Origin of the sequence: Phaeodactylibacter xiamenensis (assembly GCF_965229835.1) — a bacterium.
Classification (GTDB): Bacteria; Bacteroidota; Bacteroidia; order Chitinophagales; family Saprospiraceae; genus Phaeodactylibacter; species Phaeodactylibacter xiamenensis.
Map to the genome: position 1 here is coordinate 4,313,680 of NZ_OZ245931.1, position 14,531 is coordinate 4,328,210.

Annotated in this window: 12 protein-coding genes; 9 read left to right on the forward strand and 3 right to left on the reverse strand. The window is 49.1% G+C overall.

Features of this window, described 5'->3' with window-relative positions; all coding sequences use genetic code 11:
• Nucleotides 1-174 precede the first annotated feature (174 nt).
• Nucleotides 175-912, forward strand: coding sequence for a YiiX/YebB-like N1pC/P60 family cysteine hydrolase (locus tag ACO08I_RS16425; protein WP_282784145.1), 738 nt, complete (start codon nucleotides 175-177; stop codon nucleotides 910-912).
• A 120-nt stretch (nucleotides 913-1,032) separates the two neighbouring features.
• Complete coding sequence (locus ACO08I_RS16430; protein WP_044218312.1) at nucleotides 1,033-1,854, forward strand: 5'-nucleotidase, lipoprotein e(P4) family; 822 nt, start codon at nucleotides 1,033-1,035, stop codon at nucleotides 1,852-1,854.
• Between the two features lie 5 nt (nucleotides 1,855-1,859).
• On the opposite strand, the gene ACO08I_RS16435 is transcribed toward ACO08I_RS16430, so the two are convergent.
• Nucleotides 1,860-3,290 carry a protein adenylyltransferase SelO gene (locus ACO08I_RS16435; protein ID WP_044218313.1) on the reverse strand — a complete coding sequence of 477 codons (1,431 nt, stop codon included), beginning with the start codon at nucleotides 3,288-3,290 and terminating at the stop codon, nucleotides 1,860-1,862.
• Between the two features lie 206 nt (nucleotides 3,291-3,496).
• On the opposite strand from ACO08I_RS16435, the gene ACO08I_RS16440 reads away from it, so the two are divergent.
• The 6 genes from ACO08I_RS16440 to ACO08I_RS16465 all read left to right on the forward strand — a co-directional run bounded on the left by ACO08I_RS16440 (nucleotide 3,497) and on the right by ACO08I_RS16465 (nucleotide 8,142).
• On the forward strand, nucleotides 3,497-3,925 hold the full coding sequence (locus ACO08I_RS16440) for a DUF1801 domain-containing protein (protein ID WP_044218732.1): 429 nt from the start codon (nucleotides 3,497-3,499) through the stop codon (nucleotides 3,923-3,925).
• Nucleotides 3,926-4,014: 89 nt separating this feature from the next.
• Nucleotides 4,015-4,197, forward strand: coding sequence for a zinc-binding dehydrogenase (locus ACO08I_RS16445; protein ID WP_421949722.1), 183 nt, complete (start codon nucleotides 4,015-4,017; stop codon nucleotides 4,195-4,197).
• A 384-nt stretch (nucleotides 4,198-4,581) separates the two neighbouring features.
• Entirely contained in the window at nucleotides 4,582-4,791 is a 210-nt protein-coding gene (locus tag ACO08I_RS16450; protein WP_421946510.1) for a hypothetical protein, read from the forward strand.
• Nucleotides 4,792-4,886: 95 nt separating this feature from the next.
• The gene (locus ACO08I_RS16455; protein ID WP_421946511.1) at nucleotides 4,887-6,707 is read left to right on the forward strand and encodes a PAS domain-containing protein; all 1,821 of its coding nucleotides are present in this window, start codon (nucleotides 4,887-4,889) and stop codon (nucleotides 6,705-6,707) included.
• Between the two features lie 24 nt (nucleotides 6,708-6,731).
• Complete coding sequence (locus ACO08I_RS16460) at nucleotides 6,732-7,778, forward strand: sensor histidine kinase (RefSeq protein WP_421949723.1); 1,047 nt, start codon at nucleotides 6,732-6,734, stop codon at nucleotides 7,776-7,778.
• Nucleotides 7,768-8,142, forward strand: a complete 375-nt coding sequence (locus ACO08I_RS16465; protein WP_044218317.1) for a response regulator — start codon at nucleotides 7,768-7,770, stop codon at nucleotides 8,140-8,142. Before ACO08I_RS16460 ends, ACO08I_RS16465 begins: the two co-directional genes overlap by 11 nt.
• A 22-nt stretch (nucleotides 8,143-8,164) precedes the next feature.
• Here ACO08I_RS16465 and mfd read toward each other — a convergent pair whose 3' ends face one another.
• The gene (gene mfd / locus ACO08I_RS16470; protein WP_282784138.1) at nucleotides 8,165-11,560 is read right to left on the reverse strand and encodes a transcription-repair coupling factor; all 3,396 of its coding nucleotides are present in this window, start codon (nucleotides 11,558-11,560) and stop codon (nucleotides 8,165-8,167) included.
• 297 nt (nucleotides 11,561-11,857) lie between these two features.
• Here mfd and ACO08I_RS16475 point away from each other — a divergent pair, with 297 nt between their 5' ends.
• Nucleotides 11,858-12,787 carry an OmpA family protein gene (locus tag ACO08I_RS16475; RefSeq protein ID WP_282784136.1) on the forward strand — a complete coding sequence of 310 codons (930 nt, stop codon included), beginning with the start codon at nucleotides 11,858-11,860 and terminating at the stop codon, nucleotides 12,785-12,787.
• Between the two features lie 86 nt (nucleotides 12,788-12,873).
• On the opposite strand, the gene cysS is transcribed toward ACO08I_RS16475, so the two are convergent.
• On the reverse strand, nucleotides 12,874-14,385 hold the full coding sequence (gene cysS, locus ACO08I_RS16480; RefSeq protein ID WP_282784134.1) for a cysteine--tRNA ligase: 1,512 nt from the start codon (nucleotides 14,383-14,385) through the stop codon (nucleotides 12,874-12,876).
• Between the last annotated feature and the right edge of the window lie 146 nt (nucleotides 14,386-14,531).

A 14,531-nucleotide genomic window follows, 5' to 3' on the forward strand; every position in this document is an offset into this window, starting at 1 on the left:
CCGCCTTCAACAAAAGAGGAACATCGCTTCCAAAACGGGCAGAAAGGACCCATTGAAAAGCCGCCACAGGGAACTTCAAAATGACGAGGAAGCCACAATCAATTGATAAATGCCAACTACCATAACGGCTGAAAGCGAACAAGGTAATTTGAGTATTGACAACTGATAAAACTTATGAACAGAGCACTTTTCTGTTGTTTGCTATTGCTGCTTAGTTTTTCATGTGAACCCGAAAAGAAAGCCCCACCTGCTGAACCCAATGGCAAAGCAACGCCATTCGACTACACGGTATTTAAGCTAAAGGCCGGGGATATCTTATTTCAGGATAGTGATTGTGGCCCATTTTGTGAATCCATAGAAAAAGTCACATTCGGTATTCAGGGCTCAAAGTTTTCGCATGTGGGCATGGTCGCCCCAAAGGGAAAAGGTGAATTTGTGGTTTTAGAGGCCATCACCGCCGGAGTAGTCGAAACACCCCTTGATAGTTTCTTTATGCGCTCGTTCGATGAGGAAAACAACAGTAAAGTGGCCGTAGGGAGGATGAAAAAGAAATACGAACACCTGATTCCCAAAGCCATTGATTTTGCCAGGAAAAGACTAGGGGCTGCCTACGACGAGGTATTTGATATTTCCAACGATAAGTACTACTGCTCAGAGTTAATTTACAATGCCTTCAAATATGCCAACAATGACCGGCCCATATTTCAGCTGCAAGCAATGACCTATGTGGACCCGGAAACCGATAGCATTTTCCCCATTTGGGAGGATTACTTCCAGGAGTTAAATGTTCCTGTTCCGGAAGGACAACCCGGATTAAACCCTGGAGGAATGTCAATGAGCACCTACATCGACATCGTTTACTTTTATGGTAAGCCGCAGGGATATGAAGGCAAGGCAGGTTACTACCAATAAGCAAAAACTGACATATTGAAGCTTAGAAAAGCCACCTTCCGGGAATGGAAAAAGACCGAAGCCCAGGCGCTACAGTTGGAATGGATTATTATTTTTGACTCTCATAAAATTTGACGGAATATGCAGTCGAAATATTATTACCTAATGCTTTTGTTTGTCCTGTTTAGTGGATGCCAGGCCCTCAAAACGAATGCTGATCCCTACCGTTCTGAAGCTAACATCCCCGTCAGGGAACACTCCGTACAGGCCGTTTTATGGCAACAGCATTCCGGAGAATACAAAGCGCTGTGCCATCAGGCCTTCAATTTAGCCAAATTCCAACTTGATGAAATCCTGCTCCGCAATAACCGGGAAGGGAAACCACTGGCGATTATTACTGATATTGATGAAACGCTCATCAATAACAGCCCCTACAATGCCAAAATGATAGAAACGGATGAAGAATACTCAAAAGAAGGCTGGATCAAATGGGGGCTTTTGGAGCAGGCAACAGCTGTGCCTGGCGCCCTGGAATTCCTGAAATACGCTGAGTCAAAGGGTGTTCAGGTGTTTTATATTTCCAACCGGTATGCTGTTCAGGACAAAGAGACTAAAGCCAACCTTGAGAAGCTGGGCTTCCCTTTTATTGACGAGCAGCATTTTCTGCTAAGGGAAAAAACTAGTGGAAAAGAAGAGAGAAGGCAAGCCGTTTCAAAAGAAAACAAGGTAATCATGCTGCTTGGTGACAACCTCTCAGATTTCGCAGAGGTATTTGATGATAAGTCCACCAACGAAAGAAACGAAATAGTTGAAAACCTCAAGGACAAGTTCGGCACGGAATTCATCGTCTTGCCCAACCCTATGTACGGCGACTGGGAAACAGATGGATTGTATGAAGGCAGCTACAATTGGACACCGGCTCAGAAAGACTCCATCCGGAAGGCCAAATTGATTTCGTACTGAGCTTATTAGGTTCCGCAAAAGGTCTGATAGCTGGCATCAAAGTCAGCAGGGACCGTTTGCAGGGACAATCCGTCATCATAAGGTGAAGACAGTTCCTGCAGGAACGAATGGAAAGGCTGCATATCTCCCGCAACAGCGGACTGTAGCACTTCTTCCACCAAGTGGTTCCGCGGAATAGCCACTGGGTTGGTTTGCGCCATCAGTGCATTGCTTTCAGTCAAAGATGTACCTCTCAACCGCGCTTTTTCCCATCTTGAATACCAATTTTCGAAAGCCTCTTCCTCCCTCAGCTTATTGATCAAATCCCCCCCACGCCTCAGTTCAGTAAAGAAGTTGGTGTAGTCCACCCGCCATTTCGCCAGCAGTTTCAAACCAGAATTGACTAAATCCCGATCTTCCTCCACCTGATTCACAATGCCCAGCTTATTGCCCATCATTTCAAAGTAAGCCCCGGTAAAGTCTTCCGGGAACCGATCCAATACCTCTTCTGCCTTAGCACTGGCTATTGCTTCTTCCTCATCAATCAAAGGAAGTAGTGCATTGGCTAAAACACCCAGGTTCCAGTAGGCAATATTGGGCTGGTTGGCAAAGGCGTACCGACCATCTGTGTCGATAGAGCTGAATACCGTCCTGGGATGGAAAGCATTCATAAATGCGCAGGGCCCATAATCAATGGTTTCCCCGGAAATAGCCATGTTGTCGGTATTCATGACCCCATGTATAAAACCAACGCGCAACCAGTTTACGATCAGGTCTTTTTGCTTTTGCCTTACTGCCTCCAGCAAAGCCAGGGCGGGGTTTGGATGGTCTTTTAGGGCTGGGTAATGGCGTTGGATGGTATATTTCAGCAGAGCCTCCAGGTCTCCAGGTTGTCCAAGAAACCGCGCATACTCAAAAGTGCCTACACGGATATGGCTTGCTGCCACTCTGGTCAGGATGCCCCCTTCGTGACGCTGCTCCCGGTAGACCGGGCCCGCTGTTTTGACCACTGCCAGGCTTCTGGTGGTGGGGATATGAAGAGCGTATATAGCTTCACTGATCAGGTATTCTCTCAGCATGGAGTAGAAAGTCGCCCTGCCGTCTCCCCTCCTGGAATAAGGCGTTTGACCAGAGCCTTTGAGTTGCAGGTCACAGAGTCCCCGCTTGGTTTCCACCTCCCCCAGCAGTATAGCACGACCATCACCAAGGCGGGTAAAATGCCCAAACTGATGCCCGGCGTAAGCCTGAGCGATGGGCTGGCTTCCGGGCACCTTTTCATTGCCCGAAAGATAAGCCAGGGCCTTTTGCTCATCCTTTAAGTGTTCCGCTATGCCTAACTCCCTGGCCAAAGCCTCATTAAACAAAGCCATTTGAGGGTTGCTGACCGGCACCGGTGCTTGTTCAGCATACAAATTGGGTGGCAGCTGCGTTGCATAGGTGTGCTTTAACCAAGCCATATCGTTCTATTTGTGTATCTAACTGAACGTAAAATACTTTTGTTCTTGCCGGGTAGATGCGCCAACTGGTGAAAACTCCATGCTTTTGCAACCTATGTGATCGAAAAAGGAGCCATTGGACTTAAAAAATACTGGGTTTAAGTATCTTAGGCACTACTGAGTTGACCTACTGCAAGTACACCTATATTATATCCAGATTCGCCTTGATTAAAGAACTAAAGATTAAAACAGATCCAAAGGTTGAATTCGTTTTCAATGAATATCCCGCCCCAGTGCGGGATAAAATACTATTCCTCCGGCACTTAGTTATTGAAACCGCTAAAGCCACCGATGGCATTGAAGAACTCGAAGAAACCCTGAAGTGGGGCGAGCCCAGTTACCTGACCAAAATCGGAAGTACGTTAAGGGTGGACTGGAAATCCAAAAACCCAGGTCAATATGCGATGTATTTTAAATGCACCAGCAGATTGGTGGAAACTTTCAGGGTGCGGTTTGAGCATACCTTTGAATTTGAGGGGAACAGAGCAATCGTCTTTCGTTTAGATGACGAGGTACCCACCGAAGCGCTTAAACATTGCATCAAGGCGGCCTTAACCTATCATAAGGTAAAGCACTTGCCAACATTAGGGATATAAATTGCGCATCATTCTGGATGCCGTTGGAAAAACCAGTAACAAGGTTTGTAAGCCACAGCTAACTAAAATCCGGTGGTGTGTTTTTTACGGTGGAAAGGGCTGATGTTGCCGATGAGCGAAAAGAATACCTGGAGTTCTTGTCCCAACTTTTCGAAAGCAAAGTTTGCGATCCTGTTATTGCTAAAGTCTATCCTGTAAAGCAGGTTCCGGAAGCCCATAAGTACGTGGATTCAGGCAGGAAAAAAGGAAATGTGGTGCTTAAAATAGCATAGCTTTACTTACTCAAATGTTTGTCCTCAACACCAGAATGGAGTATATTGCCTGTCCTACATTCATTATGGCCAACCTTAACAACGAGTGTTAATCAGTCCATGATTACATACCCGTAGATTTAGATAACAGCCCCCTTTTCTGATTATGCTCGGATTGCTTCCCCGGAAAACCCTGATGGGAAAGGGGATCGAGAGCAGTCACTTTTCGAGGGGCCCATTGCGGCCTGTTTATTATGAAAAAAATTGATTTGCTCTTTAGCCATTGCCCTTTGTATTGGCGTACAGGAAGAATAGAGCATATTTTTTCCGAAAGCAGGATGTTGTGCTATTTTGCGCATGACCTTCGCAGAACAAAGTATTATACTATCGTAATGATTAAACCAGATGGAAACAAAAGATACTAATGGCAACCTCAAAACCCTGCAAAGCAAGCTGAGAGCGTCTGAGGACCTTCGGTTCGCAGCAGAATCAAAATTAGGCCAGCTGGAGGAATTATACCAAAACCTGTTCAATCATCTTGCCGATGAAGTGCACATGTGGAAGCTAATAAGAGAAAAGGAAGGCAGCATAAAACATGGGAACTGGCTGATGTAAATCCTGCAGCGCTCATTACCTGGGGAAAGCAAAAAGAAAAGATAATAGGAAAAACTGCAGATGAAATCTTTGGCAAAGGCACAACGGAACAATTCATGCCTATCGTCAGGCAAATTTTCAATACCGGCAAACCGCATAAGTGGGTGGAATACTTTGCACCCACCCATCAGTACCTCAGTATGTCGAGCATTCCAATGGGCGAGTACTTCATTTCGACCGGAAAAGATATCACCGAAGAAATTGCATTGCAAAAGAAGCTCGAGGAGACTGCAGACCTCCTTAACAAGGCAGAAACCATGTCTAGTCAAGGCTCCTGGAAATGGGATATCAAAAAGGATGAATGGACCTTTTCTGAGAATTGGCTGAATATCCACGGATTTAAAAAGTCTGGTATTGGAAAGGCGGAATTGATGCAGATGGCTCATCCTGATGACGTGCCTGCGATCAATCAAGCCTTTGCCAGAGCTTTAGCCGAAAAAGAACCTTATGACATTGAACACCGGATTATCAAAAAGGATACCGGTGAGATCCGGTGGGCTAAGGTTTTTGGTGAGGTAACCTTCTCTGATAACGATGAGCCTGCGTACATGATTGGCATAGGAAGGGATATAACCGATGAAAAATTAACAAAAGAAAGGCTTGAAGAAAGTAAGAACCTGCTGGAACGAACCGGAGAAATCGCCAAAGTGGGGGAATGGCAAATGATTGGTGGTCTCGTCATTCAGACTAAAAACGTCAAAGACCTGTATGAATTGCCAGAGGACTATGAACTTACTACCGAAGACGCTATCAATTTTTACCATCCCGACGACCGCGCAATGGTGACTCAGTATGTCAATGACGCTGTAGAAAACGGCAGGCCTTTTAATTTTGAAGCTCGCTCAATCACAGCAAAGGGCAACCTGAAATGGGTGCTGGCTGTTGGCGAACCTGAAATGGCCAACGGCCAATGTGTAAGGTTGTCCGGTGTTTTTAAGGATATCACCGAAAGCAGAAAAAACGAAGAAGCCAGAAAGAAAGCCCAACAGCAACTCCTTGATGTTGCCAATTCAGTCCCGGGAATAATTTACCAGTTTGTATTCCACAATGATGGGGCGATCACCATGCCCTACATCAATTCACGGGCAGAGGAGTTACTGGGGTTTGGAAGCGAAAAAATGAAAGACCCGGAGTTTCTCTTTTCCCGTATCCACCCGGATGATTACGATAGCACCATGAGCGCTATTCTTGAAGCCAATCGTGATAATGCCAACTGGTTCCAAGAATTCAGAGCTTTAGACAAGAATGATGAGGCGGTGTGGATTAGAGGGCAATCCACCGGGTCAGCTGATAGAGACGGGAATATTGTTCACACAGGAGTCCTGTTTGATATTTCGGAGCAAAAGAAAGCGGAAAACGCACTAAGGGAAAGCCAGCAGGAGTTTCAAAATATAGCGGACAACCTGGCTGGCGTCATCTTCAAGTACAAACTGAATACTGACGGTAGCTATGAACTGCTTTACATGAGCAAAGGCGCCCATCAGTTATACGAAGTAGCCCCGGAGAAAGCCCTGGGAGATATTCAGTTGATTTGGGATATAGTCCACCAAGAGGATGTAAAAAAAATCAAGCCTTCTATTGAGCAGTCAGCAAAGGAACTCACGCCCTGGAAGTTTGAGCACCGGCTACAGTTTCCTGACGGAAGAATAAAATGGGTTGATGTGAGAGGTGTGCCTGTTAAAAACACTGATGGAAGTGTGGTTTGGAATTCTATAGGTTTGGATATCACCAAACAAAAGGAAGCCGAAAAGGAACTGGAGCGGATCAATAAAAATCTGGAGAAGCTGGTGGAAGAGCGCGCCCAAAAAGCCGTAAAGCTGTCCAGGGAGCTGGAGCTTTACTGGCTGGCGGCTGAGCACGCCAAATCCGGAGTGTGACATTATGACGTACAATCCAATAAACTGGAATGGGACGACATTATGTACGAGCTTTATGGCATTGACAAAGCGGATTTCAGCGGTGCCTATGAAGCATGGGAAACCAGCTTGCACCCAGAGGATAAAGAAAGAAACGTTAGGGCCTTACAAGAGACTATTGCGGGGCAAAAAGATCTTGATATTCTATTTCGGATCAACCACCGAAAATCAGGCGAAATCCGGCATATCCGTGGAAAGGGTAAAGCTGAAACGGATGACAAGGGGAACACTGTTGCCGTTTTTGGAACAAACTGGGATGTGACCAGAGAAATGAACCTTGCCGTTGAGCGGGAGCGGGCAATAGACCAACTGAAAGAAGCTCAAGCCCAGCTTATTCAATCCGAAAAAATGGCATCTCTGGGTATTCTGACTGCCGGCGTAGCGCATGAATTGAATAACCCTTTAAATTACATCGTAGGAGGCTATACCGCTATTCACAATCACCTCAACGAAGAGGAGTTGCTCGATAAAGCGGAAATCGAAGAATACCTCGACTGGATTAAAACCGGCTCTGACAGAGCCACGAAAATCGTAAAAAGTTTAAACCTTTTCAGCCGAAGCAACGAAGACAACACTGAAGTTTGCGACATCCATCTGATTATCGATGACTGTCTTTTGATGCTTCAAAACAAATTCAAAGACAGGATCATCATTACAAAAGAATATACGGATACTCCGGCTGAAGTACCGGGCAACAATGGAAAACTCCACCAAGCTATTCTTAACCTCTTAGCTAATGCCGTAGACGCTATTTCAGAAAAGGGTGAAATAACAATTGAAACGAAATCCCAGAAAGACAGACTAAACATCATTATCAGCGACAACGGATGCGGAATATCAGGGGAAAACCTCAAAAAGGTAATGGACCCATTCTTTACGACCAAACCTCCGGGAGAAGGGACAGGGTTGGGGTTGTCGATCACGCATTCTATCATTCAGGAACATGAGGGAAGCCTTACACTGCAATCAACACCAGACGCAGGAACAAAAGTAAAAATCAGCCTCCCTAAAGAAAGAAAGCATGCAGAGTAAAAAGAAAATCTTATGTGTAGATGACGAGACGATCAACCTTTTAATCCTCAGGAAAATCCTTGGAAAAAAGTACGAAGTCATCACTGCCAAGCATGGGGAAGAGGCACTATTGGTGCTTGGAAAAGACCCGGAAATCGAATTGGTCATCACCGATATGAATATGCCCGGGATGAATGGGCTGGAGTTCGTCCGGGAAGCGAAAAAGCAGTTTTCGAATAAAAAGTACTTTATGTTGTCAGGCTATGCCATTACCGAGGAGATTCAGGAGGCTTTAGATACCGGCCTGGTTTACGAATACTTTCAAAAACCAGCAGATTACAAGAAGATTGACCAGGCGCTGGAAGAGCCTGGCTTTGGTGATTAAATTATGCGCTGTACTTTCCCCTTCATCCCGCAGCCGGCAACGCCTCCTGCTCCACCTTCTCATCCACCTTGCGCAGCACGCGCAGGGCATCCTGCAAGCTTCGCACTCCATCCTTGATCAGCATAAAGTGGCGGTTGGTTTTCTTGAAGCTGAGCCCGCGTTTAGCCCCTTCCTTTTGCACAAACATCAGGGTTGCCTGGAACTGCGCACTTTCATAAAAGAGCGATTGCGGGTTTTCCACAAAGTAGCAGCGCAACTTATTATTTTTGAGAATGAGGCGCTCGAAGCCCAGACGGCGGCAGACCCACCGCAGGCGCAGCCCGTCAAAGAGCTCGTACACGGGTTCGGGCAGGGCACCGAAGCGGTCTTTCATGGCTTCCTCAAATTTTTGCAGTTCCTCCTCCGTCTCCAGCCCGTCTAGCTGCGTGTAAAGATTAAGGCGCTCCTGTATGCTGCTGATGTACTCATCGGGGATAAGCATCTCCACATCGGTATCGATCTGAACCTCCCGCACGTACTGCCGGTTCTTGTCAAGCTCTTCCTTAAACAGCTCCTTGAACTCGTTTTCCTTCAGTTCCTGAATGGCTTCCTCAAGGATTTTCTGGTAGGTTTCGTACCCAATATCCGCAATGAAGCCACTCTGCTCCCCGCCCAGCAAATTACCCGCCCCCCGGATGTCGAGGTCGCGCATGGCGATGTTAAAGCCGCTGCCCAGTTCGGAGTGCTCTTCCAGCGTTTTGAGGCGCTTGCGGGCATCGCTTGTGATGGTGGACATAGGCGGGCTGAAGAGATAACAGAAGGCCTTCTGATTGGAGCGCCCCACCCGGCCCCGCAACTGGTGGAGATCGCTCATGCCAAATTGCTGAGCGTTGTTGATGATCATGGTGTTGGCATTCGGGATGTCCAGCCCGGTCTCGATAATATTGGTGCAAACCAGCACATCGTAGCGCCCGTCGATGAAGTGGATCAAGGTTTTTTCCAGCTCCTTGGGGTCCATCTGCCCGTGGGCGCTGGCGATTTCCACGTCCGGGCACATGCGGCGTACCATGGCGGTAATGTCGGGCAGGGACTTCACCCGGTTGTGCACAAAGAAGACCTGCCCGCCCCGGTTGACCTCATAGTAGATCGCCTCTTTGACCACCTCTTCGCTAAATACCCGCACCTCCGTATGAATAGGCTGCCGGTTGGGCGGTGGGGTACGGATAATAGACAGGTCGCGGGCGGCCATCAGGGAAAACTGCAGGGTACGCGGTATGGGGGTGGCGGTCAGTGTGAGGGTATCAACATTGACTTTGATATTGCGGAGTTTTTCCTTAGCTGCCACCCCAAACTTCTGCTCCTCGTCGATGATGAGCAGGCCAAGGTCCTTGAAGCCAATCTTTTTATTCAGAATGGCGTGGGTACCGATGACAATATCAATCTCCCCGTCTTTCAGCCGCTGGAAAATGGCATTCTTCTCTTTAGTAGTCCGGAAGCGGTTGACATAATCCACCGTCACCCCAAATTCTTCCAGCCGTTCTTTGAAGGTCCGGTAATGCTGCAGGGCGAGGATCGTTGTGGGAACGAGCACCGCCACCTGCTTGCCGCCGACCACCGCCTTAAAGGCACCGCGGATAGCCACTTCGGTCTTGCCGAAACCCACATCGCCGCATATGAGGCGGTCCATGGGGTAGCTTTTCATCATGTCCTCCTTCATGTCATTGGTGGCCTTGAGCTGATCGGGCGTATCTTCGTAGATGAAGGAGGCTTCCAGCTCATTTTGCAGGTAACCATCGCTCGGGAAAGCAATTCCATCGGAGGCTTTGCGCTTGGCGTAGAGCTTAATCAGCTCGCCGGCCATATCCTTGACCTTCTTCTTGGTGCGGCGCTTAAGGTTCTTCCAGGCATCCGACCCCAGCTTGTCCACTTTCGGGGTTGTCCCTTCCTTGCCCACATACTTGGAGATTTTGTGCAGGGAGTTAATACTGACATAGAGAATGTCGTTGTTCTTGTAAATCAACCGGACCGACTCCTGCACATGCCCGTTGATGTCGATCTTTTGCAGACCGGAGTATTTGCCCACCCCATGGTCGATGTGGGTGACGTAATCACCCGGCTGCAACTCCCGCAGCATCCGCAGGTTGATCGCCTGATCGCGGGTGAAGCCCCGGCGCAGGCGGTAGCGGTGGAAACGCTGGAAGATCTGATGGTCGGTATAGCAGGCGACCTTCAAATCCATATCGATAAAGCCTTCGTTGATCGACCTGGGGATAGGGTGGAGGTCCACCTTGGCTTCCAGATCTTCGAAGATGGAGTAGAAGCGTTCAATCTGCTTAGGGTTTTCGGCGAAGAGGTAGTTTTGAAGCCCGGCGTTAGTATTCTCATCCAGGTTTTCGATGAGCAGCTTGAAGTTTTTGTTGAAACTCGGCTGCGGGCGGGTGGAAAAGACCACCTGCTCGTCAAATTCAATAGGCTGTGCGGAGGCAGCCATGCCCAGGATGTGGTAGTCCTTCACATCCTCCACAATCTCGAACGGCCGGATAAAGGCGCGGTCGCGGAAGATCTCCTTGAGCTCCTCCTCTTCCAGCAGCGCGATGCCCTTGGCAAACTCTTCCGCCTTGTCGAAGCACTGCGTCAGCCGGTCCACCAGCAGCTGAAAGTCCTTTACCCACACGGCGGTATTGGGCTGCAGAATCCGCAGCATACTCACCTTCTGCTCCTGGGAAAAGCGGGTGTTGATATTAGGGATGATGGTCACCGCCCCGATATTCTGTACCGAAAGCTGTGTGGTCGGATTGAAGGTCCGGATGCTCTCCACTTCCTCATCAAACAGCTCAATGCGGTAGGGATATTCATTGCCAAAGGAGAAGATATCCACGATGCCACCCCGGATGGAAAACTGCCCGGGCTCATACACGAAGTCCTCCCGCGCAAAACCGTACTCCACCAGCACTTCAATGAGGAATTCCACATCCAGTTCTTCCTCCTTTTTGATATCAATCCGGCGCTGATTGAGCACTTCCGGAGCCACCACTTGTTCGAAGAGGGCCTCCGGGTAGGTCACAACGATTTCTCCGCCTGCCGGCGAATTGACAATTTTATTGATGGTCTCGGTGCGCTGCAGAACGTTGGTGTTATTGAGCTCCTCGAAATACATAGGACGCTTAAAGGAATCGGGGAAAAAGCGGACAGCCTTTCCCTGCAGGAGGTTATCAAGGCTGTTTTGCAAATAAGCAGCCTCCTCTTTGTCATTAGCGATCAGCAGATGGTTACGCGGGTCGTTTTGGTAGACCGCTGTAAGTAGGAAGGCAGTCTGTGCCCCCACCAGCCCGTTAAGCTGAAGCCGGCAGGGCTTTTCGCCACCCAGGGCTTTATTGATACGTTGTGTACGGTTGTCGTTTCGGTATAATTCCTGAAGGCGGTCGAGGTTGTTCTCCACAGTTGCTGTAACGGTTGAAAGCCGAATGCACTCCAAAGGGCATTCAGCAGCTAGTATTCAATTTCCAAAAAAGAAACAGAGGGTTGCCTGGATAGTTTAGGTTACCATTTCCCGAAAGGGCGTCTATACATGACGCAAAGTGGTTTGGGCAGACCTGTTAGGTCATTATATGCTGTACTTGAAGAGGTTTGGGCATGCCCCGAACGATAGCATCAGTAGCTCCAAACCTCTTCAACGTCAGTATAAATTGTTACAAACCGGATTAATCCCTTAATTTAGAGCAAAAATTTTCCGTCTATGAATCACAAACCCAAAATCTATTGGCCCTTACTGTTCACGCTTGCTGTCCTGGCAGTCTCCTGCGTAAGCAAAAAAGAGCACATGGCCCTCCAGTCCGAGCTGGAGATTGCAAATAAGGATGTGGCCCGTTTGGGCGAAAGCCTTAATGACTACATGAAACGCCTTTCCGACTGTGACCGGGAGAAAGCGAACCTCAAAGCGCGTCTGCAGGCCGCTGAGAGTAATATGGTGCTCCGGGAAGAACAGGTCAACGACCTAAAGGACCTGGTAGCGGATCTGCGTCAGCAACGCGATGCCCAGCTGAATCAAGTGGACGATCTGACCACGCTTTCCCAGTCAGCCAGTGACAACATCAAGGAGACCTTGTCGCAGCTGCAAACCAAGGATAAGTACATTCAGATGCTGCAAGCTGCCAAAACGCGCGCCGACTCCATCAACCTGGCTCTGGCGGTCAACCTCAAAGGCGTACTCAGCGAAGGCATTGAGGACGAGGATGTGGAAGTAAAAGTGGACAAGACCGTCGTCTTTGTGAACCTGTCTGATAAAATGCTCTACAAAAGCGGCAGTGCTCAAATCACCGACCGGGCGAATGAAGTGCTGGGCAAAATTGCTAAGATCATCAAGTCCCGCCCCAACCTGGAGGTAATGGTGGAAGGCTACACCGATAGTCAGCCGATCAACACGGCCTGTATCAAAGACAACTGGGACCTGAGCGTGCTGCGGTCCACCTCCGTGGTGCGTGCGCTGCAGACCAATCACGGCATCGACCCCAACCGCTTAATCGCTGCTGGCCGGGGTGAGTTCAATGCACTGGCGACCAATGACACTGCGGAGGGCCGGGCCATGAACCGCCGTACCCGCATTATCATCCTGCCAAAGCTCGATCAGTTCTACGATCTGCTGAACCCGAATCAGGTGCCGGAGTAAGGCATACCCTGACCCTGATCAAACTAAACGGCCCTGCAGTTGCTTATCAGCTGCAGGGCCGTTGTTGTAAAAGTAAGCTGAAAGTGCTACGCTTTCGTCCAGCTCGTCCCTTCCTTGCTATCCTTGAGCACGATGCCCACTTCCTGTAGCACATCGCGGATTTTATCAGAAGTGCCCCAGTCCTTGTTGGCGCGCGCCTCGGCACGGATATCGATGATCAGGTCCATGAGGCCATCCATCGGGCTGTCTCCATTGCTCTCGCCAGCTAAGCCTTCATCTTCGAGGGCAAATATCTCATCCACAAACCCGCGGAAGGTCTCCTGCAGGCGGGTGAGGGTCAGCTCGGTCAGGTCCGTCAGTTGCAGGTGGCCAGCGTTGAGGCTGTTGACCTTGGTCACGATTTCAAATAAGACCGCCAGGGCCTTTGGTGTATTGAAGTCGTCGTTCATCTCTGCATGCACCTGATCGATAAGCTTATTAAGCTCCTCGTCGAGGGGACCAGGCTTACCGTTGCCGGGATGCTTCATGCCCTGCAGCAGCTTATTCCCTTCCATCAGGCGCTTGTAGCCTTTTTCGGCGGCTTGCAGTGCCTCATCCGTTAGGTCAAGGGTACTGCGGTAGTGCGACTGCAGCATAAAGAATTTCACCACCATTGGGCTGTACCCTTTGCTGATGTGTGGGCTGTTGCCAGTGAAAAGCTGCGTGGGCGTGATGGTATTGCCATCACTCTTGGACATCTTGCGGCCGTTCATCAGCAGCATATTGGCGTGCATCCAGTAGCGGGCGCCGCTGCAGTTGCAGGAGCCCATATTCTGAGCAATCTCATTCTCGTGGTGAGGGAATTTGAGGTCATTACCGCCACCGTGGATATCGAAGGTCTCGCCCAGGTACTTCGTGCTCATGGCCGAGCATTCCAGGTGCCAGCCCGGGAAGCCCACCGACCATGGGGAACTCCAGCGCATCAGGTGGGAAGGCGCTGCTTTCATCCAAATGGCGAAGTCAGCCGGGTGGCGCTTCTCGCTTTGATTTTTGAGGTTGTCGCGGCTCTCAGCCATTAGGTCCTCAATCTTGCGGCCGGACAATTTACCGTAGGCTTTGGTCTCTTCGATGAACTTCAAGGTATCGAAGTAGATGGACCCATTGGATTCATATCCATACCCATTATCGATGATGTCCTGCACCATCTTGATCTGCTCCGGGATATGCCCGGTGGCCCGTGGTTCAATGCTTGGCGGCAGGGTGTTGAAGATGCGCATCATCTCGTGGAAGCCGTTGGTGTACTTCTGAGCAATTTCCATGGGCTCCAGTTCTTCCAGGCGCGCTTTCTTGGAGATTTTATCTTCGGTACCGATTTCATCGCTATCGCCTTCAAGGTGGCCTACATCGGTGATGTTGCGGACATAGCGCACCTTGTAACCCAGGTACATTAGATAACGGTAGATGACATCGAAGCTGGTGAACGTACGGCAGTTCCCCAAATGGACATCGCTGTAGACGGTAGGCCCGCATACGTACATGCCGATGCGCCCTTCATTCAGGGGCGTAAACACTTCCTTGTCGCGGGTAAGGCTGTTGTAAATCTTGAGTGTATTTTCCATTCAGGGTATTTTTTGACGGCGCAAAAATAAGAAGCTTAACCGCAGGAATCAAACAAACAGGAAGGGAGTTGCAGTCCGATCCGCAACTCCCTTCAAATATTTTGGTCTTACCAACGTGATTTCCGGTGGTTAGGCTATATTGGGAA

Bases quoted from the DNA above. Each gene is read 5' to 3' on its own strand.
- ACO08I_RS16425 (WP_282784145.1), top strand. From the start codon at position 175: ATGAACAGAGCACTTTTCTGTTGTTTGCTATTGCTGCTTAGTTTTTCA.
- ACO08I_RS16430 (WP_044218312.1), top strand. From the start codon at position 1,033: ATGCAGTCGAAATATTATTACCTAATGCTTTTGTTTGTCCTGTTTAGT.
- ACO08I_RS16435 (WP_044218313.1), bottom strand. From the start codon at position 3,290: ATGGCTTGGTTAAAGCACACCTATGCAACGCAGCTGCCACCCAATTTG.
- ACO08I_RS16450 (WP_421946510.1), top strand. From the start codon at position 4,582: ATGGAAACAAAAGATACTAATGGCAACCTCAAAACCCTGCAAAGCAAG.
- ACO08I_RS16455 (WP_421946511.1), top strand. From the start codon at position 4,887: ATGCCTATCGTCAGGCAAATTTTCAATACCGGCAAACCGCATAAGTGG.
- ACO08I_RS16465 (WP_044218317.1), top strand. From the start codon at position 7,768: ATGCAGAGTAAAAAGAAAATCTTATGTGTAGATGACGAGACGATCAAC.
- ACO08I_RS16475 (WP_282784136.1), top strand. From the start codon at position 11,858: ATGAATCACAAACCCAAAATCTATTGGCCCTTACTGTTCACGCTTGCT.
- cysS (WP_282784134.1), bottom strand. From the start codon at position 14,385: ATGGAAAATACACTCAAGATTTACAACAGCCTTACCCGCGACAAGGAA.